Annotated in this window: 21 protein-coding genes and 1 pseudogene; 8 read left to right on the top strand and 14 right to left on the bottom strand. The window is 64.3% G+C overall.

The features are described 5' to 3' along the window. Positions 1-87: 87 nt before the first annotated feature. The 4 genes from ACO05N_RS09845 to ACO05N_RS09860 all read right to left on the bottom strand — a co-directional run bounded on the left by ACO05N_RS09845 (position 88) and on the right by ACO05N_RS09860 (position 4,130). Complete coding sequence (locus ACO05N_RS09845) at positions 88-1,263, bottom strand: acetyl-CoA C-acyltransferase (protein WP_422056932.1); 1,176 nt, start codon at positions 1,261-1,263, stop codon at positions 88-90. A gap of 25 nt (positions 1,264-1,288) precedes the next feature. After that, the gene (locus ACO05N_RS09850; RefSeq protein ID WP_422056933.1) at positions 1,289-1,762 is read right to left on the bottom strand and encodes a MaoC family dehydratase; all 474 of its coding nucleotides are present in this window, start codon (positions 1,760-1,762) and stop codon (positions 1,289-1,291) included. Between the two features lie 157 nt (positions 1,763-1,919). Beyond that, complete coding sequence (locus ACO05N_RS09855) at positions 1,920-3,113, bottom strand: mechanosensitive ion channel family protein (protein WP_422056934.1); 1,194 nt, start codon at positions 3,111-3,113, stop codon at positions 1,920-1,922. A gap of 9 nt (positions 3,114-3,122) precedes the next feature. Then, positions 3,123-4,130 (bottom strand): DNA topoisomerase IB, encoded by a 1,008-nt coding sequence (locus ACO05N_RS09860; protein WP_422058731.1) that lies wholly within the window; start codon positions 4,128-4,130, stop codon positions 3,123-3,125. A 102-nt stretch (positions 4,131-4,232) separates the two neighbouring features. Here ACO05N_RS09860 and ACO05N_RS09865 point away from each other — a divergent pair, with 102 nt between their 5' ends. Beyond that, positions 4,233-4,784 (top strand): type 1 glutamine amidotransferase domain-containing protein, encoded by a 552-nt coding sequence (locus ACO05N_RS09865; RefSeq protein WP_422056935.1) that lies wholly within the window; start codon positions 4,233-4,235, stop codon positions 4,782-4,784. Positions 4,785-4,867: 83 nt separating this feature from the next. Further along, a complete protein-coding gene (locus tag ACO05N_RS09870) occupies positions 4,868-5,800 on the top strand; it encodes a right-handed parallel beta-helix repeat-containing protein (RefSeq protein WP_422056936.1) in 933 nt (310 codons plus the stop codon). 2 nt (positions 5,801-5,802) lie between these two features. Here the strand turns inward: ACO05N_RS09870 and ACO05N_RS09875 are convergent, their stop codons facing one another. Genes ACO05N_RS09875 through acnA form a run of 3 tightly spaced genes read right to left on the bottom strand, consistent with a single transcriptional unit; the run spans position 5,803 to position 9,193 of the window. Then, positions 5,803-6,162, bottom strand: coding sequence for a hypothetical protein (locus tag ACO05N_RS09875; RefSeq protein ID WP_422056937.1), 360 nt, complete (start codon positions 6,160-6,162; stop codon positions 5,803-5,805). Then, positions 6,159-6,527, bottom strand: a complete 369-nt coding sequence (locus ACO05N_RS09880) for a hypothetical protein (protein WP_422056938.1) — start codon at positions 6,525-6,527, stop codon at positions 6,159-6,161. The genes ACO05N_RS09875 and ACO05N_RS09880 overlap by 4 nt, the downstream gene beginning before the upstream one ends. Then, positions 6,524-9,193 carry an aconitate hydratase AcnA gene (gene acnA / locus ACO05N_RS09885; RefSeq protein WP_422056939.1) on the bottom strand — a complete coding sequence of 890 codons (2,670 nt, stop codon included), beginning with the start codon at positions 9,191-9,193 and terminating at the stop codon, positions 6,524-6,526. The genes ACO05N_RS09880 and acnA overlap by 4 nt, the downstream gene beginning before the upstream one ends. Positions 9,194-9,615: 422 nt before the next feature. Here acnA and ACO05N_RS09890 point away from each other — a divergent pair, with 422 nt between their 5' ends. Both ACO05N_RS09890 and ACO05N_RS09895 read left to right on the top strand, forming a co-directional pair. Beyond that, the gene (locus ACO05N_RS09890; RefSeq protein WP_422056940.1) at positions 9,616-11,322 is read left to right on the top strand and encodes a hypothetical protein; all 1,707 of its coding nucleotides are present in this window, start codon (positions 9,616-9,618) and stop codon (positions 11,320-11,322) included. A 298-nt stretch (positions 11,323-11,620) separates the two neighbouring features. Next, positions 11,621-12,382 (top strand): hypothetical protein, encoded by a 762-nt coding sequence (locus ACO05N_RS09895; RefSeq protein WP_422056941.1) that lies wholly within the window; start codon positions 11,621-11,623, stop codon positions 12,380-12,382. A gap of 36 nt (positions 12,383-12,418) precedes the next feature. On the opposite strand, the pseudogene ACO05N_RS09900 reads toward ACO05N_RS09895, so the two are convergent. Continuing rightward, positions 12,419-12,850, bottom strand: a pseudogene (locus ACO05N_RS09900) (methyl-accepting chemotaxis protein); the annotation flags it as partial. Then, positions 12,781-13,155 carry a hypothetical protein gene (locus ACO05N_RS09905; RefSeq protein WP_422056942.1) on the bottom strand — a complete coding sequence of 125 codons (375 nt, stop codon included), beginning with the start codon at positions 13,153-13,155 and terminating at the stop codon, positions 12,781-12,783. The pseudogene ACO05N_RS09900 and the gene ACO05N_RS09905, both read right to left, overlap by 70 nt. A 132-nt stretch (positions 13,156-13,287) precedes the next feature. Here ACO05N_RS09905 and purT point away from each other — a divergent pair, with 132 nt between their 5' ends. Then, the gene (gene purT / locus ACO05N_RS09910) at positions 13,288-14,454 is read left to right on the top strand and encodes a formate-dependent phosphoribosylglycinamide formyltransferase (RefSeq protein ID WP_422056943.1); all 1,167 of its coding nucleotides are present in this window, start codon (positions 13,288-13,290) and stop codon (positions 14,452-14,454) included. Between the two features lie 181 nt (positions 14,455-14,635). Continuing rightward, positions 14,636-16,951 (top strand): hypothetical protein, encoded by a 2,316-nt coding sequence (locus ACO05N_RS09915; protein ID WP_422056944.1) that lies wholly within the window; start codon positions 14,636-14,638, stop codon positions 16,949-16,951. A gap of 177 nt (positions 16,952-17,128) precedes the next feature. On the opposite strand, the gene ACO05N_RS09920 is transcribed toward ACO05N_RS09915, so the two are convergent. After that, complete coding sequence (locus ACO05N_RS09920; protein ID WP_422056945.1) at positions 17,129-18,643, bottom strand: fumarate hydratase; 1,515 nt, start codon at positions 18,641-18,643, stop codon at positions 17,129-17,131. 74 nt (positions 18,644-18,717) lie between these two features. On the opposite strand from ACO05N_RS09920, the gene ACO05N_RS09925 reads away from it, so the two are divergent. Next, entirely contained in the window at positions 18,718-19,110 is a 393-nt protein-coding gene (locus tag ACO05N_RS09925; RefSeq protein WP_422056946.1) for a hypothetical protein, read from the top strand. Positions 19,111-19,181: 71 nt separating this feature from the next. Beyond that, positions 19,182-21,212: a TonB-dependent receptor family protein gene (locus ACO05N_RS09930; protein ID WP_422056947.1), complete on the top strand. Its 2,031-nt coding sequence runs from the start codon at positions 19,182-19,184 to the stop codon at positions 21,210-21,212. Here the strand turns inward: ACO05N_RS09930 and ACO05N_RS09935 are convergent. The 4 genes from ACO05N_RS09935 to hslV all read right to left on the bottom strand — a co-directional run bounded on the left by ACO05N_RS09935 (position 21,209) and on the right by hslV (position 24,610). Then, a complete protein-coding gene (locus ACO05N_RS09935) occupies positions 21,209-22,234 on the bottom strand; it encodes a hypothetical protein (protein WP_422056948.1) in 1,026 nt (341 codons plus the stop codon). The genes ACO05N_RS09930 and ACO05N_RS09935 overlap by 4 nt on opposite strands. A gap of 120 nt (positions 22,235-22,354) precedes the next feature. Beyond that, a complete protein-coding gene (gene hslU, locus ACO05N_RS09940) occupies positions 22,355-23,647 on the bottom strand; it encodes an ATP-dependent protease ATPase subunit HslU (RefSeq protein WP_422056949.1) in 1,293 nt (430 codons plus the stop codon). Between the two features lie 7 nt (positions 23,648-23,654). Then, the gene (locus ACO05N_RS09945; protein ID WP_422056950.1) at positions 23,655-24,062 is read right to left on the bottom strand and encodes a hypothetical protein; all 408 of its coding nucleotides are present in this window, start codon (positions 24,060-24,062) and stop codon (positions 23,655-23,657) included. Further along, the gene (gene hslV / locus ACO05N_RS09950) at positions 24,059-24,610 is read right to left on the bottom strand and encodes an ATP-dependent protease subunit HslV (protein WP_422056951.1); all 552 of its coding nucleotides are present in this window, start codon (positions 24,608-24,610) and stop codon (positions 24,059-24,061) included. The genes ACO05N_RS09945 and hslV overlap by 4 nt, the downstream gene beginning before the upstream one ends. Between the last annotated feature and the right edge of the window lie 87 nt (positions 24,611-24,697).

Genomic DNA, 24,697 nt, shown 5'->3' on the forward strand with positions numbered 1-24,697 from the left:
GCGGCCAAGTTTTGCGTGGCATCCAACCCACAGGAAAAAAGCCGGCGGATCGCTCCGCCGGCTTTTCGATTTCAGTCGGGGGAGCCGTTAGAGAACCTCGAACAGCCCCGCCGCGCCCATGCCGCCGCCGACGCACATCGTCACGACGACGTACTTGGCACCTCGGCGCTTGCCCTCGATCAGTGCGTGGCCGGTGCAGCGTGCGCCGGTCATGCCATAGGGGTGGCCGATCGAGATCGACCCGCCATTGACGTTGAGCAGCTCGTCCGGGATGCCGAGCTTGTCGCGGCAGTACAGCACCTGTACCGCGAACGCCTCATTCAGCTCCCACAGGCCGATATCGTCCATCTTGAGGTTGAAGCGGTCGAGCAGTGCGGGGATCGCATAGACCGGGCCGATGCCCATCTCGTCGGGCTTGGTGCCGGCGACCGCCATGCCGACATAGCGGCCGAGCGGGGTCAGGCCGCGCTTTTCGGCGACCTTTTCCTCCATCAGCACGCTGGCCGAAGAGCCGTCCGACAGCTGCGAGGCGTTGCCCGCGGTGACGGTGCCGTTCGGGACGACCGGCTGGAGCGACTGAAGCCCCTCCAGCGTGGTCTCGGGGCGATTGCCCTCGTCCTTGGTCAGCGTCACTTCCTTTTGCGAGACTTCCTTCGTCTCCTTGTTGACGATGTTCATCGTCGCGGTGACGGGGATGATCTCGTCGTCGAACTTGCCGGCGGCCTGGGCGGCGGCGGTGCGCTGCTGCGACTTGAAGCCATATTCGTCCTGCGCCTCGCGGCTGACGCCATAGCGCGCGGCGACCACTTCGGCGGTCTGCAGCATCGGCATGTATACGTCATTGTGCATCGCCAGCAGTTCGGGATCCATCGCGACGCGCATCTGCGGCGTCTGGACCAGGCTGATGCTCTCCACGCCCCCGCCGATGGTGATGTCCATGTTGTCGACCACGATCTGCTTGGCGGCGGTGGCGATCGCCATCAGGCCGCTGGCGCACTGGCGGTCGACCGACATGCCCGACACGCTGGTGGGCAAGCCCGCACGCAGCAACGCCTGACGCGCGATATTGCCAGCCTGATGTCCCTGCTGCAGCGCAGCGCCCAGGATCACGTCCTGCACCTCGGCGCCATCGATACCGGCGCGCGCGACCGCGGCCTCGATCGACTTGGCGGCAAGCGTCTGGGACGGAAGCGCGTTGAACGCACCGCGATAGGCGCGGCCGATCGGGGTGCGGGCAGTGGAAACGATAACGGCAGAACGCATGCGGACAGTCCCTTCGGTTTATTGTCTATACAAAAAGCTGGCTGATCCATTCGGCGATCAAGGCAGGCTTGTCCTGCCCCTCGATCTCGATGGTGAATTCGACGGTCTGCTGCCACTGGCCGGGACGCTTCTCGACCAGTTCGAGCGTCTTGAACCGCCCGCGCACCCGGCTGCCCGACCGTACCGGCGTCAGGAACCGGACCTTGTTGCCCCCATAATTGACGCCCATTTTCAGCCCCTCGATCCGGGGCTGGGGCGTTTTCTGGCTGAGCAGCGGCATCAGCGACAGGGTCAGAAACCCGTGCGCGATCGTGCCGCCGAACGGGGTCATCGCGGCCTTGGCCGGATCGACATGGATGAACTGATGATCGCCGGTCGCATCGGCGAACTTGTCGATCATCTCCTGCGACACGGTCACCCAGTCCGACACGCGTTCGTCGCCCGCCTGCGCCGCAAGCTGCTGGATGGTGACGCGGTCCTGCGTGTCGGTATCGGCCATGACAAACCCCTGCGGCAAGCTCTCCCCCGCATCTAAGGCGAAGCGGGGCGCGGGGCAAGTGGGGCCTACTGGAAATGCGAAACGATCGCCTTCCGTAAGGGAAGATGGGGCCGGATCGCCAAACCCGATCTTCTAAAACCATGAGGGGAGCGCCGAATCAGCGCTCTCCCGCGTCCTTGTCCACCCGCATGACCGGCTGCACCTCGGGATAGGGCAGGATCAGCTTGCCGCTCGGGTCCGCAGTGTAGGTGGTCTGGGTCGGATAGGGGATCGAGATGCCTTCTGCGGCAAAGCGGCGCAGGATGCCAATAATGACCTTGTCCCGCACCTTGTGCGCGGTCGGCCAGTCGTCGCCCGGGATGTCGAACCATAGGTTGAAGTCGACCGAACTTGCGCCGAGCCCTTCGTAGCTGGCCCGCGCCACGTTGCCGCCTGCCTCTTCGACGATGCCCGTCAGGATTTCGGGGAGAGCCTCAAGCTGCTCCGGCGGGGTCTCATAGGCGACACCCACCGGCAGCTTGATGCGGATATGGTCGCGATTGGAGATGTTCTGGATCTCCTTGTCGAGCAACTGCTTGTTGGCGATGATCCGCACTTCGCCATCGAACGATCGCACACGGGTGGACTTGAGGCCGATCTGTTCAACCACGCCGGTGGTCTGGTCGTAGGTCACCTTATCACCACGTCGGAACGGCTTGTCGAAGATAATCGCGAGCGCGGCGAACAGGTCGGCAAAGATGCCCTGCGCCGCCAGACCGATCGCGATGCCGCCGACGCCCAGACCGGCGACCAGACCGGTCACGTTGACGCCGAGATTGTCGAGCACCACCACCAAGGCGATCGCGAAAAGCGCGACGGTGACGAGCAGGCGGATCAGGCCCAGCGCGGACAACAGCGCCTCGCCGTGATAATTTTCGGCCTCGGTCTTCTTCTCGATCGCGCCCAGAATGATCTCGCGCGCCCAGATCGCCCCCTGAAACACCGCCGCGACGGTGAACAGGAAATTGATCGTCCGCGCGACCATCTCCGGCGGCATGGCATAGCCCGACACCAGTTTGGCCGAGGTCATGATGATGAAGAAATTGCCGGTGCGCGATACTGCGCGCCCGATGATCGTGCCCCAGCCAGCCGGGCCGACCGAGCGATCGCACAGCTTCATCCCCCAGCGGCGCAATCCATGCAGCAGGAAGAAAATTCCGGCGGCAATCCCCGCCGCGATCAAGATTTGGAGCCAGTGGGTTTGCACCCACAGGCTTGAATCGGTGAAGAAGGCGCGCGTTTGTACCTCAAGCGCTTCGCTGGAGTTGGCGGCGGCCTGTTCGGCGGCGGCGGCGGTATTGGAAACGGTCATGTAGATCCTTCAGGCAGCCTGGGCTGTGATCCCGTCACGCTCGAGAAAGGCGATGAGCCCGCGTTCCGCGCGTGACAGGTAGCGCGTGGTGCGCGGGAGCGCGAGAGTCTCGCGAAACGCGGCCTGCGCATCGCGGTCCTTGGCGAGTTCGATCAGATTGGGGTGGACATAGGATTTGCGGGCGATGCTCGGCGTATTGCCCAGCGCAGCGGTCACCGGCTCCAGCAGCGTCTTCAGTCCCACGTGGCCGGGCGCGGTCGCCAGCGTCTCGAACGCGATCACGCTCGCGCCCCAGGTGCGGAAATGCTTGGCGGTGAAATCATCGCCCATCGCGTCGCGGATATAGGCGTTGACGTCGCTCGACGTCACGGGATGCGCCTCGCCCGCATCGTCGAGCCAGCCGAACAGATGCTGGCCCGGCAGATCCTGGCATTTCCTGACGAAGCCGATCAGGCTGCCGTCGGTGATGCGCAGCACGCGAATGCGGCCCGACTTGGCGCGATATTGCAGCTTGAGGCTCCGGCCCTCCAGCTTGGCGTGGCGGCGGCGCAGCGTGGTCGCGCCGAAACTCTTGTTCGCCTTGGCATAGCCCTCATTCCCGACACGGATATGGCCAAGGTCGAGCAGCCGCACCACCGCCGCTACCGCGCGGTCACGGCTCAGCGCGCGCTTGCGCAGGTCGGTTTCGATCTTCGCGCGCAGGCGCGACAGGCGATGGCCAAAACTGGCGCAGCGGTCGTACTTCGCCGCTTCCTGCGCGGCGCGGAAATCGGGGTGGTAGCGATATTGCTTGCGCCCGCGCGCATCGATCCCGGTCGCTTGCAGATGCCCGTCGGCATGCGGACAATACCAGGCGTCGGTATAGGCCGGGGGCAGGGCGATCGCGTTCAGCCGGTCGATCTCGTCGCGATCGGTGATGCGGTTGCCATCCGCATCCCAATAGCCCCAGCCGCCGCGCACCGCCTTTCGCGTGATGCCGGGTTGCCGATCGTCGCAATAGCGCAGCGCGCCGCTCATTTCGCCCTCGTCATGGCGGATCAATGCGCATCCCGCCGCATCGTTCCGGAACCCGCGCGCAACTGACCTGTTGAGGGGGCAACCCCCACGAGGAGAATGAATATGGCCGAGCTTTCCCAGGCACGCGTGCTGATGATCGCAACCGACGGATTCGAACAATCCGAACTGATGAAGCCGCGTCAGGCGCTGATCGACGCGGGCGTTCAGGTGACGCTGGCGTCGCTGAAGCTGGACCCGATTACCGGCGAAAGCGGCGGTGAAAAGGGTGAGAGCATCACCCCCGACACGCTGGTCAGCGATGTCGACAGCGAGGATTTCGACGCGCTGGTGCTGCCCGGCGGCGTTCACAATCCCGACACGCTGCGCATGGACGACACCACTATCGGGCTGATCCAGGAGTTCTTCGACGACGGCAAAACCGTCGCCGCGATCTGCCACGCACCCTGGCTGCTGATCGAGGCCGACATCGTCGACGGCAAGCGCGCGACGAGCTGGCCCAGCCTGCGCACCGATCTGGAAAATGCCGGCGCGACGGTGGTGGATGAAGAGGTCGTGGTCGATGAGAACCTGATCACCAGCCGCAATCCCGACGACATCCCTGCCTTTATCGACGCAATCAAGACCGCGTTGACCAAGGAAACGGCCGACGCCTGACCCATCCGAGCCCCTCCCGCACGCGGGAGGGGCTTTTTAACATTCCGGGCGCATATCCTCCGGCAAACCGCCGGAGCTTCCCCATGCGCCTGTTCACGCTCGCCGCCGCATTGTTCGCCACCACCGCCCCCGCGCTACCACAGGGGCAGGAGGCGCCGTTCACCATCGCGGAAACCGGCCAGTCCTTCTCCAGCCTCCAGGAAGCGGTCACCGCGATCGGCGAGCGCCGCGGCACGATCCGCATTGCACCGGGCCGCTATGGCGAATGCGCGGTGCAGGAGGCGGGCGACATCACCTATGTCGCGCAGGTGCCAGGCAAGGCGGTGTTCGATCGCGCAATCTGTGAGGGCAAGGCGACCTTGGTCCTGCGCGGCCGGGCCGCGAAGGTCGACGGCATCGTGTTCATGCGCACGCTGGTGGAGGACGGCAACGGCGCCGGCATCCGGCTCGAAACCGGCAATCTCTTTGTCACCAACGCAATGTTCATCGACGGCCAGTGCGGCATCCTCACCGCCAGCGACCCGCGCGGATCGATCACCATCGAGCGCTCGACCTTCGCTGGCCTGGGCAAGGACCCGACCGGCAATGGCGCGCACGCCATCTATGTCGGCAATTACGGCAGCCTGCGCGTGTTCGAATCCCGCTTCGAGCGCGGGACGGGCGGCCATTATGTGAAGGTCCGCGCGCCGCGCGTGGAAATCCTCAACTCCAGCTTCGATGACAGCCTGGGTCGCAACACCAATTACGCGATCGACCTGTCCAACGGCGCATCGGGCCGGATCGCGGGTAATGCGTTCGAACAGGGACCGGCCAAGGACAATTACGGCACGATCATCGCCGTCGCGCCGGAAGGGGCAAAGCACAGCTCTGCAGGGCTGGTGATCGAGGGAAACAAGGCGTGGCTGTCGCCGGGCTTCAAGGAGTCGACGACCTTTGTCGGGAACTGGTCGCGCGACGCGGTGACGGTGCGCAATAACGTTCTGGCCGATCGGATCGCGGTGATGGCGCGGCGCTAAGGTTACCCTCGACAGACGATCCGGAACGCCGGATCCTTGGCGGGATTTGCGATCTTCTGGCGCGGGCGCTTGCCGACCGGGAATGCGCGCTCGCGCACGACACGGCCGCGCGCCAGCAGGCGCTGTCCGCGCAATTCGGTGATCCCGGCGGCGCAATCCATCGCGACCGTGCCGATGATCGTCCCCTCCACGCCAAGTGACGTGGTGCGGGTGCGGAACACGCGCCATTTGCCCTCGCGCTTGATCCCCGCCGTGTCGATCGACAGCGATGCGTTGGCGGCGCCGGGGACCTGTTTCCACGTTTGCGCGGCGGCGGGAAGGGCGAGGGCGATCAGGCCGAGCATAAGCGTGACGCGGATCATTCGAGCGGCTTTCCGTTGCAGACGAAGTCGATGAGCTTGCGCATGAACGGATGGTCGGGATCCGCCGGTTCGCGATTTTCAGGTGCGACGTCGGTCGTCTTGCCCGATTTCACGTCGGTAAGCCGAATGATCATCGCCTGGCGCTTCGCACACGACACCGAGAGATCGATATAGACGTCGCTGGTCGCCGGCGTTTCTGCGGTGTCGAGCAGGCGGATGACCTTCCCTCCGCCCGCGTCCTTGACGCTGGTCGGATCGACAAACACCGGCCCCTGGCCCTTTTCCTGGAACCGGATCCATGGCGCCCCCGGCTCACGGTCGAGGCACAGCCCGGCCGCGAACAACGGGAGCGCCATGCAGATCATGCCGCCAGCTTCCGCAGGACGTACTGCAGGATGCCGCCGTTGAGGAAATATTCCAGCTCGTTGACCGTATCGATGCGGCAACGGGTCAGGAAGGTTTCGGTGGTGCCATCGGCGCGGGTCAGCTTGACCTCGACATCCTGACGCGGGCGCAGGGCCGATACGCCGGTGATGGTGAAGGTCTCGTCGCCCTTGAGGCCGAGCGTTTCGCGGGTCACGCCCTCTGCGAACTGGAGCGGGAGGACGCCCATGCCGACCAGGTTGGAGCGGTGGATACGCTCGAAGCTTTCGACAATAACTGCCCGGACGCCAAGGAGATTTGTGCCCTTCGCCGCCCAGTCGCGCGACGATCCGGTGCCATATTCCTTGCCGCCGATGACGACCAGGGGGGTGCCGTCGGCCTTGTGGCGCATTGCCGCGTCGTAGATCGGCATGACTTCGCCGTGATAGTGGGTCATGCCGCCTTCGACGCCGTCAAGCATCTGGTTCTTGATGCGGATATTGGCGAAGGTGCCGCGCATCATGACTTCGTGATGGCCGCGGCGGGCGCCGTAGCTGTTGAAGTCGGCCTTGCTAACCTGATGTTCTTGCAGCCATTTTCCGGCCGGGCTGTCCGCCTTGATCGAGCCGGCGGGGGAGATGTGATCGGTGGTGATCGAATCGCCAAAGATCGCCAGTGGCTTGGCTTCGATGATGTCGGTCACCGGCTTCGGGCCCATCGTAAGCCCCTCGAAATACGGGGGATTTGCGACGTAGGTCGATCCGGCGCGCCAGCTGTACGTGTCGGATCCGGTGACGTCGATTGCCTGCCAGCGCGCGTCGCCGGAAAAAACGGTCGAATAGCGGCTAACGAACATGTCGCGGGTTAGCGCGCCATCCATCACCGACTGGACTTCCGCGGTCGAGGGCCAGATGTCCTTCAAGTAGACGGGACCGTCCGTCCCCTCGCCGATGGGCGTGGTGATGAAGTCCTGAACCACCGTGCCCTTGAGCGCATAGGCGACCACGAGCGGGGGCGAGGCGAGGAAGTTGGCGCGCACGTCGGGCGACACGCGGCCTTCGAAGTTGCGGTTGCCCGACAGGACCGACGCGGCGACGATGTCGTTGCCGTTGATCGCGGCGCTGATCGGCTCGGCCAGCGGGCCGCTATTGCCGATGCAGGTGGTGCAGCCATAGCCGACCAGGTTGAAGCCGACCTGGTTCAGATAATCCTGCAGCCCGGCCTTGATCAGATAGTCGGTCACGACCTGCGACCCCGGGGCGAGCGAGGTCTTGACCCACGGCTTGGGGCTCAGGCCCTTTTCGACCGCCTTCTTGGCGACGAGGCCGGCGGCGATCAGCACGCTGGGGTTCGAGGTGTTGGTGCAGCTGGTGATCGCGGCGATCACGACGTCGCCGTCGCCGATGTCATGGTCGCGGCCTTCGACCGGCACGCGGACGGCCTCGTCCTTCTTGTAGACCGAGGTCAGGTCGGCGTTGAACACGTCATCGACGCTGCCCAGCAGCACCTTGTCCTGCGGACGCTTCGGACCGGCGAGCGAGGGCTGGACGCTGCCCAGATCGAGTTCGAGCACGTCGGTGAACACCGGCTCTGCATTCGGATCGAGCCAGAAGCCCTGTGCCTTGGCATAGGCCTCGACCAGCGCGACATTCTCTTCCGAGCGACCGGTCAGGCGCATGTAATCGAGCGTCTTGTCGTCGATGCCGAAGAAGCCGCAGGTCGCGCCATATTCGGGCGCCATGTTGGCGAGCGTCGCGCGGTCGGCCAGCGACAGCGAGGCGAGGCCCGGGCCGAAATATTCGACGAAGCGGCCGACCACGCCGCGCGCGCGCAGCATCTGGGTGCAGGTCAGCACCAGATCGGTCGCGGTGATGCCCTCGGCCAGTTCGCCGGTAAACTTGAAGCCGACGACTTCGGGGATCAGCATCGACACCGGCTGTCCGAGCATCGCGGCCTCCGCCTCGATCCCGCCGACGCCCCAGCCGAGCACGCCCAGGCCGTTGATCATCGTGGTGTGGCTGTCGGTGCCGACGCAGGTATCCGGATAGGCGACCAGATCGCCCTCCGGCGTGGTCGAGGACCACACCGCCTGCGCGATATTTTCGAGGTTCACCTGATGGCAGATGCCGGTGCCGGGGGGTACGACCTTGAAGTTGTCGAGGCTCTTGCTGCCCCACTTCAGAAAGTCATAACGCTCCATGTTGCGCTGATATTCCAGCTCGACGTTATCCTCGAACGCCTGGGGCGTGCCGAATTCGTCGACCATGACCGAGTGGTCGATGACGAGGTGGACGGGCACCTGAGGATTGATCTTCGACGCATCGGCGCCGAGCGCGTTCATCGCGTCGCGCATCGCGGCGAGGTCGACCACGCAGGGAACGCCGGTGAAATCCTGCATCAGCACGCGCGCGGGGCGATACTGGATCTCACGCTCCGGCGCGCGCGGGTTGTTCTGCCAGTCGACGATCGCCTGGGCATCCTCCGTGCTGACGGTCACGCCGTCTTCGAAGCGGAGCATGTTTTCCAGCAGCACCTTCATGCTGAACGGCAGACGGCTGACATCGCCCAGCTTCTCGGCCGCCTTGGCAAAGCTGAAATAGGTGTAGCTCTTGCCACCCACGGTAAGCGTGTCGCGCGTCCCGAGGCTGTCCTGACCGATGGCTGTCATGTGCGGGTCCCTTTCCCTGTCGTGTTGACGCCGGGCGTCACGGGGAGGCGGCAAATGCCGCGCGAGCGCGCCGGTGTGCGAATGCGAAGATTCGCGTGGCCGATAGCAGGCAGGGGGCGTGGGGGGAAGGGGAGGGGGTGTGGGGAGAGGGGTGGGGATTTTGTTGGGGGGCAAGTCGATAAATGACCACACGTCTCGTCTCCCCACTCAGTCGCTCGGAAAATGAAGGGAAGGGGTAGCTTCCATTCATGCCTCGGGCCCTAGCGCACGTGCACTTCCACTAAATCTCGGCTGGCGGCGAGGTATTGTCAGATGCGTTGATAAGTGACTAGTTTTTGGGAGGGGAGGCCGATTTGAAACCACCGACAAACGCATGGCCGAATTCCGAGGTTGCTCGCGGCGTCCTATTTTTTGCGCAGCACATGCGTGAAATGCTAACGCAATCATCCTTCGAAAGTTTTCGCGTCTCAACGCTCGACCTTATGTCCCGCCTTACCGAGTTGCTCGACACTCTTCAGGCCGTAGAAGAAACGCGTTTACCGATGGCGACGATTGAGCCCGTACTCGCCGAGGTTCTGGCGTCGCTTAAGAGTGATCCCGTTGCTCGTACGGTGGTGCAAAACGAGATTGAGATACTAGCGGGCTATAAGAGGCCGAGCGATCTCAAGAAGCCGGAGGCTGCGTCTCTATTCGGTCTGGGCGCGCTGCTGATCAAGCGCGTTGGGAGTGATTACGGTCACAAGCTCGAATCGGCCATTCTCGAATGCTATGGCGATAAGCAGCGTCGAAATCGCCTCCGCCAGTCCTGCTCTGCCTACTGCAGCTACCTAGTAAACATCGGCTACAGTAAGAAACATCTCGTTGAAATAATTGATCAACGTTTCTTCTCTGAAGACATAGGAAAAATAGAAAAGCGGACATTGCAGCGATTTTTTACCAGTTTATCCAAGGTGGATCGGCAATTTCGGATCTGGGTCGCGGCCCCTGCCACTACTGCAAACTTTATCAGTAAGCTTGGCCTTGAGGGGTTCGACGTTCATACCCACCGCAACTTGCCCGCGGATGTTCGCGCGGCGTTCGGCGCTAAACCCGGATTCGCCCCCGTCAAGCGGTACATTTCGCGCTGTATTGAGGCTAAGGATCGATATTCCGCTGTGGGAAGGCTTAGTCAGTCGCTGGCCTCTATCGACTCATTTGTTATCCTCGGGCGCGAAAGTATCGATCTGACATGGGATGACCAAGCGTACGTCCGGACACCACGGGCAACTCAGGGTGAGTTCCTCTCTGGCGATGTATTTTCGCTTCAGGGGCCGACCCGGCCGGTAAAGGGGGGGGCGGCACGCATCGTACGTTCGCAGGCACGGCGCGCAATGAGTAACTTTGACGAACCGTCGACTGAACGGTTGCTGAGTGCAGTAAATACGGCGGCGCTGGCGAGGACCTCGCCCAATCTTGAAAACCACCTGATCTCACTCTGGTCAGCGATTGAAGTGCTGCTTAGCAACCCTCCTGCAGGTGTGCCGAGAATCATACACTATGTTGATCTACTGGCGCCCTGCATCTGCAGCAAATATGTACGGCGCTACATCGTCGCAATTTATGACGCGATTCATGCCTCTTACACGGCGCCCTTCACTCGATTGATTCGCGGGCTGGCCTTGCCAGTTGAGGTCGATGAGTACACCCGATTTACTCACATCGCGTTCGATCCAGCGTTCAAGGGTGAGCAGACGGCACTGCTAGCAATGCTCTCTGGCAATCCGCTTGCGCTGCACCGGCTTTGGAAGCTCGAAAACAACTTCGGAAGGCCGTCCGCGTATAGCTCCGCTCTTTTAAGCCATGAAGAGCGGGTGCGATGGCAGCTCCACCGCATTTATCGAACGCGTAATCAGTTAGTTCATTCTGGATCGGTCCCAGTATATCTCGAGCCTCTGGTCCTAAATATGCTTGAATATTTTCGATCGACAATAGGACCGGTAATAGGGCGGGCGAGTAAGGAGGAAAATTTGGCCGATATCGATCAGATGGTCTCCGAAATCGGCGTTGATTTTCAAATTGTAAAGCGGCGGGTCGCGAGTTATGGAAAGCCTGAATTTGATGTATCGGATTATCCATTTTTTTACCGTTAGTATTATACTTAGAATGTTAAATTATTCTAAAGGAGATTGGTGCCGCTGCCAAATCAAGATGTCCTCGTGGATTCGAATCAAATAATATGTCTTATGGTAATACGTATTCTAAGCATCGTTTAATATTAAATATGCGGCCTTCTATCCACAGGAATTTGTTATAAACGTTTCCGTATTGTGCAAACTTCTATAAGCAAGCGATGTTGATCACCAGTCACGCCCGTTCCCAAAATGTTCTTTCCTACAAGCCCCGTCGCGTATAACTGGTTCCCCCTCAACGTGACGGACGGGGTGGGGGATGATCAAGCAACCGTATATGCGCTGGACGCAGGATACCGAGACGGCGTTTCTGCTGGCGCTCAAGGCGACGGGGACGGTGCGGGCGGCGGCGGATGCGGTCGGGCGGTGTGTCGGGTCGGCCTATAAACGGCGGCAGCGGCGGCCGGAGTTTCGCGAACGCTGGGACGCGATGGTTGCCGAGTGGCAGGCGCAGTGGATCGAGCAGCGCGGGACCAAGGTCGCGGAGACTGCGCCGCGCGAACGCTGGGACGGGTGGTCGGACGTGCGGCGGCGGGCGTTTCTGCGCGCGCTGGCCGAGACGGGCGCGATTGCCGAAGCGGCGCAGCGGGTGGGGATGTCGCGCAGTGCGGTGACGCGGCTGAAGGCGCGCTCACCCGAATTTGCGGCGGCGTGCGATGCGGCGCTGGCGCGGGCGCTGCCGTGCCTGGAGCAGGTGGCGTGGGAGCGCGCGGTCGAGGGCTGGGACGAGCCGATCGTCCATGGCGGCAAGGTGACGGGGACGCGGCGACGCTATTCTGAGACGCTGCTGCGCACGCTGCTGGTCCGCGAACAGGCGGCGCGGCAGGCGGAGCGGGTGGTGGCGGCGAAGGCGCGGACGGTGCCGGACTATGCTGCGCCGGATGAGACCGATGCGGCGTTGCTGAAGGCGCTGGACCGGATCGCGCAGGGGCGGCGGCGTGAGGCGGTGGTGCGGGCGGATGCGTGGCAGAACTATGAGCGCGCGGTGATCGCGGGGGAGCGGCCGGGGCTGGTGCCGTGAGGGCCTGGCCTTGATCCTCCCCCTGGCGGGGGAGGATCAGGCGCGTGACCGGATCAGAATGTGTCCCAGGGATCGCCACCCGCGACGGCCCGCCGGGGGGGGGCGGGGCTGGCGCGGCGGTACGCGGCGTCTTGCGGGCCGGTTGACGCGCTGGGGCTGCAGGGCGCGGGCGGAGGCGGAGGTTTGTTCGACCATCGCGGCATTCTGTTGCGTCGACTGGTCCATCGCGGTGACGGCGACGCTGATCTTGCGGATCGCGGTCGCCTGTGCCTCGTTCGCGCGGGCCATGTCGGCGAGGAGGACGTGGACTTCGCCGACATCGCCCGAGATGTGGGCGAAGGCGGAGTCGACGTTGCGGACCATGTCGACGGCGGTGCCGATATCGGTTTGGGTCGCAGTCAATTGTTCGCGGGCGCGGCCGGCCTCTTCCTCGGCGCGCATCGCGAGGGCGGAGACCAGGTCGGCGATTCGAGGCTGGCGCGCATGCGGCCCACGCAATCCTGATAGGCGGTACAGGCGATCGGACCGGTCAGATCGCCGGCCGCCAGCGCCTCCATGCAGACGACGGTGTTCACATAGGGGTCGCAGATCGAGCGGCGGAACTTCAGGCCGAGGATGGTGCCGATGGCTGCGGTGACCGCGCCGGTTGCGGCCATGATCCAGTCGCCACGGACCAGGCCGATCAGGCTGGTCAGCAGCATCAGGCCGATGAGGCTTCCGAAGGCGACGAGCATCTTTTGCCGGATGGGCGCGACCGCTTTAGGCCAGCGCATCAAGATTGGAGCGCTTTCGCTTGTTCTACCAGCATTTCGGACCGTTATTGCGGGACGGCGGCAGCGGCGGTCGCTGCTGGGGGGATAAATTCGCCGTTTCCTGCGCGTACCGCATCGCCTAACGCTCTCCGCATGACCTTTACCGCGAAAATCCTGCTGCTGGGCTCCGGGGAACTGGGGCGTGAGTTCGTCATTTCGGCCAAGCGGCTGGGGGCGCAGGTGATTGCGTGCGACAGCTATGCGGGCGCGCCGGCGATGCAGGTGGCGGACGGGTGCGAGGTGTTCTCGATGCTCGAAGGCGATGCGCTGCGCGCCGCGATCGATCGGCACGCACCCGACCTGGTGGTGCCGGAGATCGAGGCGATCCGGACGGAGGTGCTGGCCGAAGTCGAGGCTGCGGGGGTGACGGTGGTGCCGTCGGCGCGCGCGACGATGATGACGATGAACCGCGACGCGATCCGCGAGGTGGCGGCGGTGGAGCTGGGGCTGCGCACGTCGCGCTATCGCTATGCCGAGAGCCTGGAGGAGGTGCTGGCGGGCGCCGCGCACACGGGGCTGCCGTGCGTGATCAAGCCGGTCATGTCCTCATCGGGCAAGGGGCAGACGACGGTGCGCGAGGCGCACGCGCTGGAGGCGGCGTGGGACTATGCCGTGGCGAACATGCGCGGCGACCGGCGACGGGTGATCGTCGAGGAGTTCGTCGATTTCGATTACGAGATCACGCTGCTGACCGTGCGGACGCGCGAGGGCGTCGTCTTCTGTCCGCCGATCGGGCACCGGCAGGAGCGGGGCGACTATCAGGAGAGCTGGCAGCCGGCGGCGATGACTCCCGGCGCGATCGCGGCGGCGCAGGAGATGGCGCGCAAGGTGGTCGACGATCTGGGCGGCTATGGGCTGTTCGGGGTCGAGTTCTTCGTGAAGGGGGAGGAGGTGATCTTCTCCGAACTGTCGCCGCGGCCGCACGACACCGGGATGGTGACGCTAATCTCGCAGAATCTGACCGAGTTCGACCTGCATGCGCGCGCGGTGATGGGGCTGCCGGTGCCGGAGGTGGTGCTGCGCGGGGCGGCGGCTTCGGCGGTCATCCTGGCGGACCGGGACAGCGAAGCGCCGGGCTATGACGGACTGGCCGACGCGTTGGCCGTTCCGGGCGGCGAGGTCGATGTGCGCATCTTTGCCAAGCCGACGACGCGGCCATACCGCCGGATGGGGGTGGCGCTGGCACTGGCGGAGGACATCGATGCCGCGCGGCGCGTAGCGGTAGAGGCAGCGGGCAAGGTGCGGATCGTCTATTGGTGAAGTAGAGGTTGTCGCCGAATTCTAATTGATCTCATGGTTAGTCCGCGCGAACCATGATCTTACCATAACGGAGCATATTCGGATCGACTTATTCGCGTCAGCTATCCGATACGTAAGTAAGCAGCTAGTCTTTCCTTCAAACTGACCTATTCTACCCCTGAGAATCGAAAAGGGGGTCGCGATGAGGGGCTATCGTTACAGCCTTGCAGGGGTCGTCTTTATGTCTCTGGCATTGGCTGGATGCATCACGGCCCCTCAATATGAGGCGCCAGCCCGGGTCAAATGGGCGGACGAGGCCGGTTCGGTCACCGTATCGCCGATATCCGTGACACGCTGGGAAGATGTCGCGGCCAGCCTTCAGCCGAAGTTCAAGATGGACAGCGATGTCGCGCTGGCGGCGTCGATTCCGATGACGCAAACGCTCGACCAACGGTTTTCCGACATTCTTGCCGCCAGTCTTCAGGCCGCGCTGCCAACGGCGACCGCGAGCCGTAGTGTGACCACCACGACGGATCCTGAAACCGGCGAGACCACTACCAGCATCGATGCCACGCGCACGCGCCGCAGTGGCGATCCCGCAAATGCTCCCGCCGCCGCCGCAGTGCCGGCCACAACCGCAGCGGCGCTGGCAGCACTAGCCGCCGATAAGCCGGGTCGCGATCCGATGCTGCGCTATCTGGCGGCGACGGCCCTGTTGCAGGAAGTCACGCTGCTCAACCGCTATGTCACCGACAAGATTCAAACGCCCGGCGACCAGGCGTTTCTGGTCAGGCTTCAGCTGGCGGTCCTGCCGAACCGTCGCGGCATGCCGTATGACGTGCTGACCGACGTCACCCTGCACGCGGACGATGTGCAGGCACATGCCGGGCTGGCACCTAAAGGGACGGCGGCGTCGGGCTGCAAGGGCTCGTATGACTCATTGAGCATCGTACCGATGGTCGTTACCGACAATCTGGAAGGGCTGCAGGCGTCGCGTTCGTCCGACGTCGCGCGGCAGATCGGGATTGCGTTGCTGGGCACGGTTCAGGGCATTGGGGCCAGTGGTTCCTTTGGCCGAACAACCAACTTGTTACGCGCCACCCAGGGCAATGAAACCAACAGCCTGCTCACGATCGCCAAGCTGGCCGACGATACCGTTCGGGTCCGGCTGGGTGCGGTCCAAAGCCCGACCTACCAATATGCGACCTTGCCGCGCACGCATAACATCTCGCTGCTCGTGATCTATCGCCCGTGCAAGGACGCGGCGGGGAAGTTCGAAACTGCGCAGCAAAGAACGATCACCGCGATCACCCGGACTACGTTTCGCGATGCGATGTCGGGTGCGGCACTGCCATACGAAGATGCGTCAAATCGGCTGTATCGTCAGATGGGTGAGCTGCGCGCCAAATACCCAGGGCGGTTCAGCTATCTTGAATTCGCCAGGCTTTACCAATGGGCGAACCAGCAGGACCGCAAGAGGTTCTTCGACTATATCGACCGGAAGGCGCTGCGCACCCAGGGCTGTGGCGGTGGCATTGGCGACACGCTGATTGGCGTAAAGCGATATCCGGATGATCCCAAACTTCTGGACATGCCGGACGACAGCAATCTGGTCGATTTGACAGAAAACTTGGATGGCGATGCGGTCAATGAGACGGTAGATCCGCCGCTGTCTGCCGAGTGCCGGGAACTGTCCCTCGCACGGTATCGCATGATCGCCGCTGCGCTGTGGACCGATCTGCTCAGTGTCAGGCCTGTCGGCGAGTTTGCGTATACACGCATCCCGCTGGCGCTGCGCACGACGAACCGGACATTACCAGTCGATCAGACGGCGCTGGTGACCTACTCACAATCGGAAACCAGCGTCACGCTCAGTCAGGCTCAGGATCTGATCGGCTTGCAACGGCTGCGTGCGACGTTGCTCGACGGTACCAACAATCGCAGTATCGCGGCGACCGAGACAACGATCGCCGCCGATGGTGCCTCGGTGTCGGCAAAATTTCCCCCGCTGAAGCGGTTCGGAGACGTCGCCAAAAGCGGTTACAGCGTCGAGTTGTCGGTCGAGGACTACGGGACCGATGACCCGTGCAATCGCAACCCGCCGCCGGCTCCCGCAACCGCTTGCAGGAAAACCTATTCGGCTGTCGTGTTCGATGGCGCGCCGACAACGACTTCGCCCTATTCGGTGAGCGCAACCGCCAGCGGGATCGTGGCGGACGGCAACGGCAAGGGCCGGTTGAACGTCAGCATTGCACAGAAGGGGACCGACCCGATCTCGCCGAAGCTTTTCCTGCGTATCGAGGGGGCGGAGCTTTCAAAGATCGACGTGTTGCGCGGCGCGAGCGTCGAGGTGAAGTCGGACGGATGGAGGATCACCGGAAGCGGCGAGCTGACCTTGTGGATGGAGAATCTCATTCCGAACCAGGTCGTTACAATCTCGCTGGAGGACAACGGTACCGCGGTTCCGAATGCGGTCAAAAAGACCGTGCTCAGTGCCGCGCCCGTAAAGCGGGATTAGGACGCGGCTCTGCCGAAGATCCAGCTTGGCCTAGTAGCGCAGCGCGTGCGGTTTATGCGGTGCGCCGGGTTGGAAGAGTGCTGCGAGCAGCGTGGCGGGGAGCCAGATGGGGAGGCGATCCTGGATTGTCTGTTCGCTACTGCCTCTGACGGCCCCGGCCTGCGCCGGGCCCACGGGTCAGGCGAGCAGCTTTTCCTTCGCGATCTTGTCCTTCCACACCAAGGGCGCGAGCTGGTGGACGTTGTTGCCCTCGGCATCCACCGCGACGGTGACCGGGAAGTCCTGCACCTCGAATTCGTAGATCGCTTCCATGCCGAGGTCTTCGAAACCGACGACCTTGCTGCCCTTGATGGCGCGGGCGACGAGGTAGGCGGCGCCGCCGACGGCCATGAGGTAGGCGCTCTGGTGATCGCGGATCGCTTCGGTGGCGGCGGGGCCGCGTTCGGCCTTGCCGACCATCGCGAGCAGGCCTTGCTCCAGCATCATGCGGGTGAATTTGTCCATGCGCGTCGCCGTGGTGGGGCCGGCGGGGCCGACCACTTCCTCACCCACCGGATCGACCGGGCCGACATAATAGATGACGCGGCCCTTGAACTCGACCGGGAGTTCCTGGCCCGCCGCGAGCATATCGGCGATGCGCTTGTGCGCGGCGTCGCGGCCGGTGAGCATCTTGCCGTTCAAGAGCAGGCGGTCGCCCTGTTTCCAGCTCTGCACGACCTCGGGCGTCAGCGTGTCGAGGTCGACGCGGATCGCGGCCTTGTCCGGCGTCCAGTTGACGTTGGGCCATTCGTCGAGCTTGGGGGCTTCGAGATAGGCCGGGCCGGAGCCATCAAGCGTGAAATGCGCGTGGCGGGTGGCGGCGCAGTTGGGGATCATCGCGACCGGCTTGCCGGCGGCGTGGCAGGGGGCATCCATGATCTTGACGTCGAGGATCGTGGCGAGGCCGCCGAGACCCTGTGCGCCGATGCCGAGCGCGTTGACCTTGTCGAAAATCTCGATGCGCAGCGCCTCGAGGTCGTTCTGGGGCCCGCGCTGCTTGAGGCTGGCCATGTCGATCTGCTCCATCAGCGCCTTCTTGGCGAGCAGGACGCAATGTTCGGCGGTGCCGCCGATGCCGATGCCGAGCATGCCGGGCGGGCACCAGCCGGCGCCCATCTGGGGCAGCATTTCGAGCACCCAGTCAACGATCGAGTCGCTGGGGTTCATCATCTTGAACTTCGACTTGTTCTCGCTCCCGCCGCCCTTGGCCGCGACGTCGACATGGACCTTGTCGCCCGCGACCAGCTCGACATGCAGAACGCAGGGGGTGTTGTCGCGGGTATTGCGACGCGTGAAGGCCGGGTCGGCGAGGACCGAGGCGCGCAGCTTGTTTTCGGGGTTGAGATAGGCGCGGCGCACGCCCTCATCGACCACGTCCTGAAGGCTGCGCGAGGTGTCGTCGAGCTGGCAGTTCATGCCCCATTTGACGAAGACGTTGACGATGCCGGTGTCCTGGCAGATCGGGCGATGCCCTTCCGCGCACATGCGGCTGTTGGTCAGGATCTGCGCGATCGCATCCTTGGCGGCGGGGGACTGTTCGGCCTCATACGCCACGCCCAAAGCGCGGATATAGTCCATCGGGTGATAGTAGCTGATGAACTGAAGCGCGTCGGCGACGCTGTCGATAAGGTCGTCGGTCTTGATCGTAACCATTGCCTGTCCCTGTCCACTTTTGTCCGCTCCTTTAGCGGATGACAGGCGGGTTTCCAGCCGCTAACCGCGCTCCCGTGTTCCGGGGGCTGATCCTTTCGCATCGTTGGTGGGCCGCGGCGCTGATCGCGCTGGCGCTGGCGATGAAACTTGCCGTGCCGGCGGGGTTCATGCCGGTCGAGCGCGCTGGCACGATCGTCGTGATGGTCTGCACCGGCATGGGCCAGCAGCAGGTCGAAATCGACGTGCCGGGCATGCCGGTCAAGGAGGATGGCGCGACGCGGGCCGCGGGACAGCCCTGCGCCTTTGCCGGGCTGGGCATCGACATGATGCCGGGGGTGGACCCGGTGCTGCTGGCCGGAGCGCTGGCGTTCATTCTGGCGCTCGGCTTTGCTGGCGTCGCGGTGGTGCGCGTCGAGCGGGTGCGGCAGCTGTGGCCGCCATTGCGCGGGCCGCCGCTGATTTCCTGATCCCTTCGTAACCTTACACGAACCAGCGCGCGGGACAGTGATCCTGCGCGCCGATCAGGAATACCCATATCATGAACACTCAGTTTGCGGCCGCGCTGCTTGCGGCCACTTGCCTTGCGACTCCCGCTCTTGCCGATGACAGCGATCAGGTGCCGGTGATCATCGTCACCGCCAAGGCCAACCCCGAAGACCCGCCCATCGTCGCCGAGGCGCGTGAGCGGCTGGCGCGGACGCCGGGGTCGGTGTCGGTGGTGGCGGCCGAAGCCCATGAGGACCGGTTTGCGGTCGGGACGCCCGACATCCTGCGCGACGTGCCGGGTGTGCTGGCACAGAAGCGCTATGGCGAGGAGGGGCGGTTGTCGATCCGGGGATCGGGGCTGGACCAGAGTTTCCACCAGCGCGGCGTGCTGCTGGCGCAGGATGGCGTGCCGTTCGCCGATGCCGACGGTTTTTCGGACTTTCAGAAGATCGACCCGCTGGGGGCGCGCTTTGTCGAGGTCTATAAGGGCGGCAACGCGCTGCGCTTTGGTGGCGCACAGCTGGGTGGGGCGATCAATTTCGTGACGCCTAACGGGAAGACCGCGCAGTCGCCGGTGCTGGTGCGGGTTGAAGCCGGGAGCGACGACAGCGTGCGCGGCGTCGCGCAGGTCGCGGGCAAATCGGGGGCGTTCGATTTCTACGCCGGGGTCAATGCGTTTCACACCGACGGCTATCGCGTGCAGGGTTATCAGGATCAGATCCGCGGGACGCTCAATCTGGGCTGGTCGTTCGGTGACGATAATGAGGTGCGGGCGATCCTCTACGCCGCCGACATTTATCAGGGGGTGCCGGGGACGGTGACGCTGGACCAGGCGCTGTCCAACCCGCGCGCGCCGGGGACGACGGCGGTGTTGCAGAACCAGCGGCGCAACCAGGGCGTGTTTCGCGGAACGCTCCAGACGCGGCTGCGGCTGACGGACAGCCTGGTGTTCGAGGGCGGGGTCTATGCGACGCAGACCGATCTGTATCACCCGGTCGGCATCTTCATCGTGCAGGACACCGATACGCAGGGCGCGTTCGGGCGGTTTGACTGGAAGGGCGAGCTGGGCGGCATGAAGGCCGACCTGTTCTTTGGCGCATTCTATCGCGAGGGCGGGACCGAGCAGGATCTGTTCGTCAATGCGGCGAGCGCACAGGGACCGCGGATCGGCGATGCGCGGCAGGTCGCCAATGCGATCGACCTGTTCGCCGAGGGGCGGCTGTTCGTGACCGAGGGGCTGGCGCTGGTCGGCGGGGCGAGCTGGGGCCATGCCGGGCGCGATTATCTGAACCGGCTCAACGGGCGCACCGCCGAGCAGGAGTATGAGTGGTTCGCGCCGCGCGTCGGGCTGCTTTACGAGACTGGCGACGCGCAGGTGTATGCGAACTTCACCCGCTCGGTCGAGCCGCCGCATTTCGGGGCGCTGGCGCAGACGAACCTGCTGGGGTCGGTGTTCGTGCCGCTCGACCCGCAGCGCGCCTGGACGGCGGAGATCGGGACGCGCGGGCGCAGTGGCGCGGTCGCGTGGGACGTCACTGCCTATCGGGCGTGGGTGAAGGGAGAGCTGCTGAGCTTCTCCACCTCGCCGACCATTCCCTCGACCATCTTCAACGCCGACAGGACGGTGCATCAGGGGATCGAGGCGAGCCTGGACTGGTGGATCCTGGATGGGTCGGAGGGCAAGCTGCGGCTGCGCCAGACCTATGCCTGGTCGGATTTCCGGTTCGACAACGATCCGGTCTATCGCGACAACCGCCTGCCGATCGCGCCGGTGCACAGCTATCGCGCCTCGCTGCGCTACGAGGGCGGGAGCGGGCTGTTCGTCGAGCCCAACCTCGACTGGCGGCCGCAATCGACCTGGGCGGATTATCGCAACACGTTGAAGGTGCCGGGCTATGCGCTGTTGGGCATCGGGGCGGGGTTCGAGCTGGGCGGGGTGACGTTGTTCGCCGATGCCCGGAACCTGACCGACAAGCGCTATGTGTCGGATCAGTCGGCGGCGATCACTGCGACTGCGGCGAGCGCGATCTTCCACCCCGGTGAGGGGCGGACGGTGATGTTCGGGCTGCGGACGCGGTTCTAACCTGCGGGCGACGGGGCGGCGGGGCAACCGCCGTCCCTCACTCCACTCACGCTGCCCACACCCAGAATGATCTTGGCTCGGCGGGAGAAGGTGAGGGCTTGCCAGCGGCCGGCATTGCCGGTGGCGGTGCGGCTGCGCAGATAGGTGAGGTGGAGCAGTTCATATTGCTCGTCGTCGATCTGGCCGGCGTCGATCAGGCAGGTCCATTGCGCGACGTTCCAGGCATAGTCGCGGCTGACGCCGTCCTGATCGACCGCTTCGCTCAGCCCCTGATACCAGGCGAGCATCGCTTTCAGCCGCTGCGGGCGCTGGTCGGGGGTGAGGTCGGCGAGCTTGCGGCGCAGGCGGGCGGCGTCTTCGTCGTTGGGCAGTGTCTTTTGCTGGACGCGGGTGTCGATCGCCCATTTGACCTTGCGCGGGGTGATCGGGCCGGTGGGCCAGAGGCGAAAGAGTTCGGCGCGGACTTCGAGCAGCAGGGCGACATAGGTGTCGGTCTGGACCTGAAGCATCGCGTCATGGTCGAAGATCGCGGTGAGTTCGGCGATGGCGACGGGGTTGAGCTTACCGTCCGGGCCGTGCGCCGCGAGGATGCCGTCGCGGCATTTCTGGCGGACTGGGGTTTTGAGACAGTCTTTCGAGAAGAACAGCTTGCCGTAGGTTGGCGCGAGATCCTTCAGGGTTCGCTTGAAGCGGCGGCGGCTGTGGAAGCTGTCGCGCCAGGCGGTGAGGACGGGTTGCAGGCTGCCGGTGCCGTAATTCCATTGCGACATGCCGACCGAGACCAGCATCGAATCGAAATTGCCGACCGGCATCGCCCAGCAGCCCATGGTTTCGGGGATCGATGTTTCGCGCATCCGGGCGAAGATCGCGGTGCGGTCGAGGCCGATCTGGGCGAGCTGGGTTGCGGCCTGCGGGTCGATGCGGATGTGTGGGGTGTCGGCGACTTCGCGGCAGGGGGGACGGTCTTGGGCTGCGGCGGGGAGGGCGGCGGTGAGCGCTGCGAGGATGGCCCAGAGTTTCATTTTGGCTTCCCCTCTTGTCGCCCCGGGCTTGACCCGGGGCTGGGCTGTCTTGCTGGCGGTTAGAACAGAAGAAGCCTTGGCCCGGGTCAAGCCCGGGCAGACGAAAGAGGCGGCGAGGGGTTACAGCACGTAGCGGCTGAGGTCGGTGTTGCGGGCGATGCTTGCCAGTTGCGAATCGACATAGGCGGCGTCGACCACCAGTTCGGTCCCGCTGCGGTCCTCGGCGTCGAAGCTGACTTCTTCGAGCAGCTTTTCCATTACCGTCTGGAGGCGGCGGGCGCCGATGTTTTCGACTTCGCCATTCACCTCCGCCGCGATGCGGGCGACGGCGCGGATGCCGTCGTCGGTGAAGCGCACATCGACGCCTTCGGTGCCGATCAGCGCGCGGTACTGTTCGGGCAAAGATGCCTTGGTGTCGGAGAGGATCGCGACGAAATCATCCTCGGTCAGGCCCTTGAGCTCGACGCGGATCGGCAAGCGGCCCTGCAGTTCGGGGAGCAGGTCGCTGGGCTTGGCGACGTGGAACGCGCCGGACGCGATGAACAGGATGTGGTCGGTCTTCATCGGGCCGTATTTTGTGGCGACCGTGGTCCCCTCGATCAGCGGGAGCAGATCGCGCTGGACGCCCTCGCGGCTGACGCTGCCGCCGCGCACGTCGCTGACCGCGATCTTGTCGATTTCGTCGAGGAAGACGATGCCGTTGGCTTCGGCGTCGGCGAGCGCGACGCGGGCGACGTCGTCCTGATCGAGGCGCTTGTCGGCCTCTTCCTCGACCAGCTTGGCCCAGGCGGCGTGGACGTTCATCTTGCGGCGCTTGAGCTGGGGGCCGCCAAGGCCCTTCATCATTTCGCCCAGATTGATCATCTGCGGCCCCGCGCCGGGGATGTCGAACGGCATGCCGCCCGAGGCTTCGACCTCGATCTCGATCTCGGTATTGTCGAGATGGCCTTCGTTGAGGCGCGCGCGGAAGGCTTCGCGGGTGGCTTGCGAGCTGTCTTTGCCGGTCAGTGCGTCGAGCAGGCGGGTCATCGCCGCAGCCTCGGCCTTGTCCTTAACCGCAGCGCGGCGGCGTTCCTTCTCCAGCCGGATCGCTTCCTCGACCAAGTCGCGGGCGATCTGTTCGACGTCGCGGCCGACATAGCCGACTTCGGTGAATTTGGTCGCCTCGACCTTCACGAACGGAGCGTCGGCGAGCTTGGCGAGGCGGCGGCTGATCTCGGTCTTGCCGCAGCCGGTCGGGCCGATCATCAGGATGTTCTTGGGCGTCACTTCGTCGCGCAGATCGGCCTTGAGCTGCTGGCGGCGCCAGCGGTTGCGCAGCGCGACGGCGACTGCGCGCTTGGCGTCGCGCTGGCCGATGATATGCGCGTCGAGCGCGGCGACAATGGCTTTGGGGGTAAGGCTGTCGGTCATGTCTGGGTCAGATTCTCTGGTTCGGTGCGGTCAGTTCAAGTTCGGCGGCGGGCGCTGCGGCGAGCCATGCTTCGGCCTCGGCCATGGCCATGAAGATGCGCAGGCGCGGATGACTCTGGGTGCGTTCGGCCTGCAGCTTGTTGAGGCGGCTGCCGACGACCGACGCGGCGCGACCGGTGGTGAGCGCGAGCCCGCCCTCGGCGATCTGCGGCAGTAAGTCGGCGACGTCGTTTGCCTGGACCGGAAAGTCGCGCGAGTCGACAAGGATGTCATAATCCCGTCGGAACGTGCGCACCTCGCCTGCCTTGGCACCGGCCGCGGCGGCGAAGGCGTGAACCGTCTCCACCGTCCAGAAACCGTGGATCACGGCAACGATGCGGTTGCGCCGAGCGTCGTAGTCGATCTGGAAGTTCATGCCGTGGCGTCGAGGCTTTCGACGGTCAGCCGATCATTGGTATAGACGCACAGCTCGGCGGCGATGGCCATGGCCTTGCGGCACATCGTTTCGGCGTCGGGCTCGTAATCGTTGAGGGCGCGCGCGGCGGCGAGGGCGAAGTTGCCGCCCGATCCGATCGCGGCGATCCCGGCTTCGGGCTCGAGCACGTCGCCGTTTCCGGTGACGATCAGCGTCGTCGCCTTGTCCGCGACGATCAGCATCGCTTCGAGGTTGCGGAGATATTTGTCGGTGCGCCAGTCCTTGGCCAGTTCCACCGCGGCGCGGAGCAGCTGGCCCTGATGGCGCTCGAGCTTGCTTTCCAGCCGTTCGAACAGGGTGAAGGCGTCGGCGGTGGCGCCGGCGAACCCGGCGATGACACTGCCGTCACCCAGCGGGCGCACCTTGCGGGCATTGGGTTTCATCACGGTCGAACCCTGCGAGACCTGGCCGTCGCCGGCGATGACCACGCGGCCGCCCTTGCGCACGGAGAGGATCGTTGTGCCGTGCCACTGTATCTTGTCGCTCATGCGCCGGGATATGGGGAGGGGGTCTTGGACTTGCCAAGACCCCCGGCGCAAACTGACGAAGTTACGCGGAACGACCGCGATTCTGTC

The sequence above is a fragment of the Sphingomonas sp. genome (assembly GCF_965227385.1).
Classification (GTDB): domain Bacteria; phylum Pseudomonadota; class Alphaproteobacteria; order Sphingomonadales; family Sphingomonadaceae; genus Sphingomonas.

Coding starts and splice junctions, on each gene's coding strand:
- ACO05N_RS09905 (WP_422056942.1), bottom strand. CDS start 13,155: ATGCGCTGGCCTAAAGCGGTCGCGCCCATCCGGCAAAAGATGCTCGTC.
- ACO05N_RS09855 (WP_422056934.1), bottom strand. CDS start 3,113: ATGACCGTTTCCAATACCGCCGCCGCCGCCGAACAGGCCGCCGCCAAC.
- hslU (WP_422056949.1), bottom strand. CDS start 23,647: ATGACCGACAGCCTTACCCCCAAAGCCATTGTCGCCGCGCTCGACGCG.
- ACO05N_RS09880 (WP_422056938.1), bottom strand. CDS start 6,527: ATGATCTGCATGGCGCTCCCGTTGTTCGCGGCCGGGCTGTGCCTCGAC.
- ACO05N_RS09860 (WP_422058731.1), bottom strand. CDS start 4,130: ATGAGCGGCGCGCTGCGCTATTGCGACGATCGGCAACCCGGCATCACG.
- ACO05N_RS09875 (WP_422056937.1), bottom strand. CDS start 6,162: ATGATCCGCGTCACGCTTATGCTCGGCCTGATCGCCCTCGCCCTTCCC.
- ACO05N_RS09920 (WP_422056945.1), bottom strand. CDS start 18,643: ATGGTTACGATCAAGACCGACGACCTTATCGACAGCGTCGCCGACGCG.
- ACO05N_RS09895 (WP_422056941.1), top strand. CDS start 11,621: ATGATCAAGCAACCGTATATGCGCTGGACGCAGGATACCGAGACGGCG.
- ACO05N_RS09845 (WP_422056932.1), bottom strand. CDS start 1,263: ATGCGTTCTGCCGTTATCGTTTCCACTGCCCGCACCCCGATCGGCCGC.
- ACO05N_RS09915 (WP_422056944.1), top strand. CDS start 14,636: ATGAGGGGCTATCGTTACAGCCTTGCAGGGGTCGTCTTTATGTCTCTG.
- purT (WP_422056943.1), top strand. CDS start 13,288: ATGACCTTTACCGCGAAAATCCTGCTGCTGGGCTCCGGGGAACTGGGG.
- ACO05N_RS09865 (WP_422056935.1), top strand. CDS start 4,233: ATGGCCGAGCTTTCCCAGGCACGCGTGCTGATGATCGCAACCGACGGA.
- ACO05N_RS09930 (WP_422056947.1), top strand. CDS start 19,182: ATGAACACTCAGTTTGCGGCCGCGCTGCTTGCGGCCACTTGCCTTGCG.
- acnA (WP_422056939.1), bottom strand. CDS start 9,193: ATGACAGCCATCGGTCAGGACAGCCTCGGGACGCGCGACACGCTTACC.
- hslV (WP_422056951.1), bottom strand. CDS start 24,610: ATGAGCGACAAGATACAGTGGCACGGCACAACGATCCTCTCCGTGCGC.
- ACO05N_RS09870 (WP_422056936.1), top strand. CDS start 4,868: ATGCGCCTGTTCACGCTCGCCGCCGCATTGTTCGCCACCACCGCCCCC.
- ACO05N_RS09850 (WP_422056933.1), bottom strand. CDS start 1,762: ATGGCCGATACCGACACGCAGGACCGCGTCACCATCCAGCAGCTTGCG.
- ACO05N_RS09890 (WP_422056940.1), top strand. CDS start 9,616: ATGCGTGAAATGCTAACGCAATCATCCTTCGAAAGTTTTCGCGTCTCA.
- ACO05N_RS09935 (WP_422056948.1), bottom strand. CDS start 22,234: ATGAAACTCTGGGCCATCCTCGCAGCGCTCACCGCCGCCCTCCCCGCC.
- ACO05N_RS09945 (WP_422056950.1), bottom strand. CDS start 24,062: ATGAACTTCCAGATCGACTACGACGCTCGGCGCAACCGCATCGTTGCC.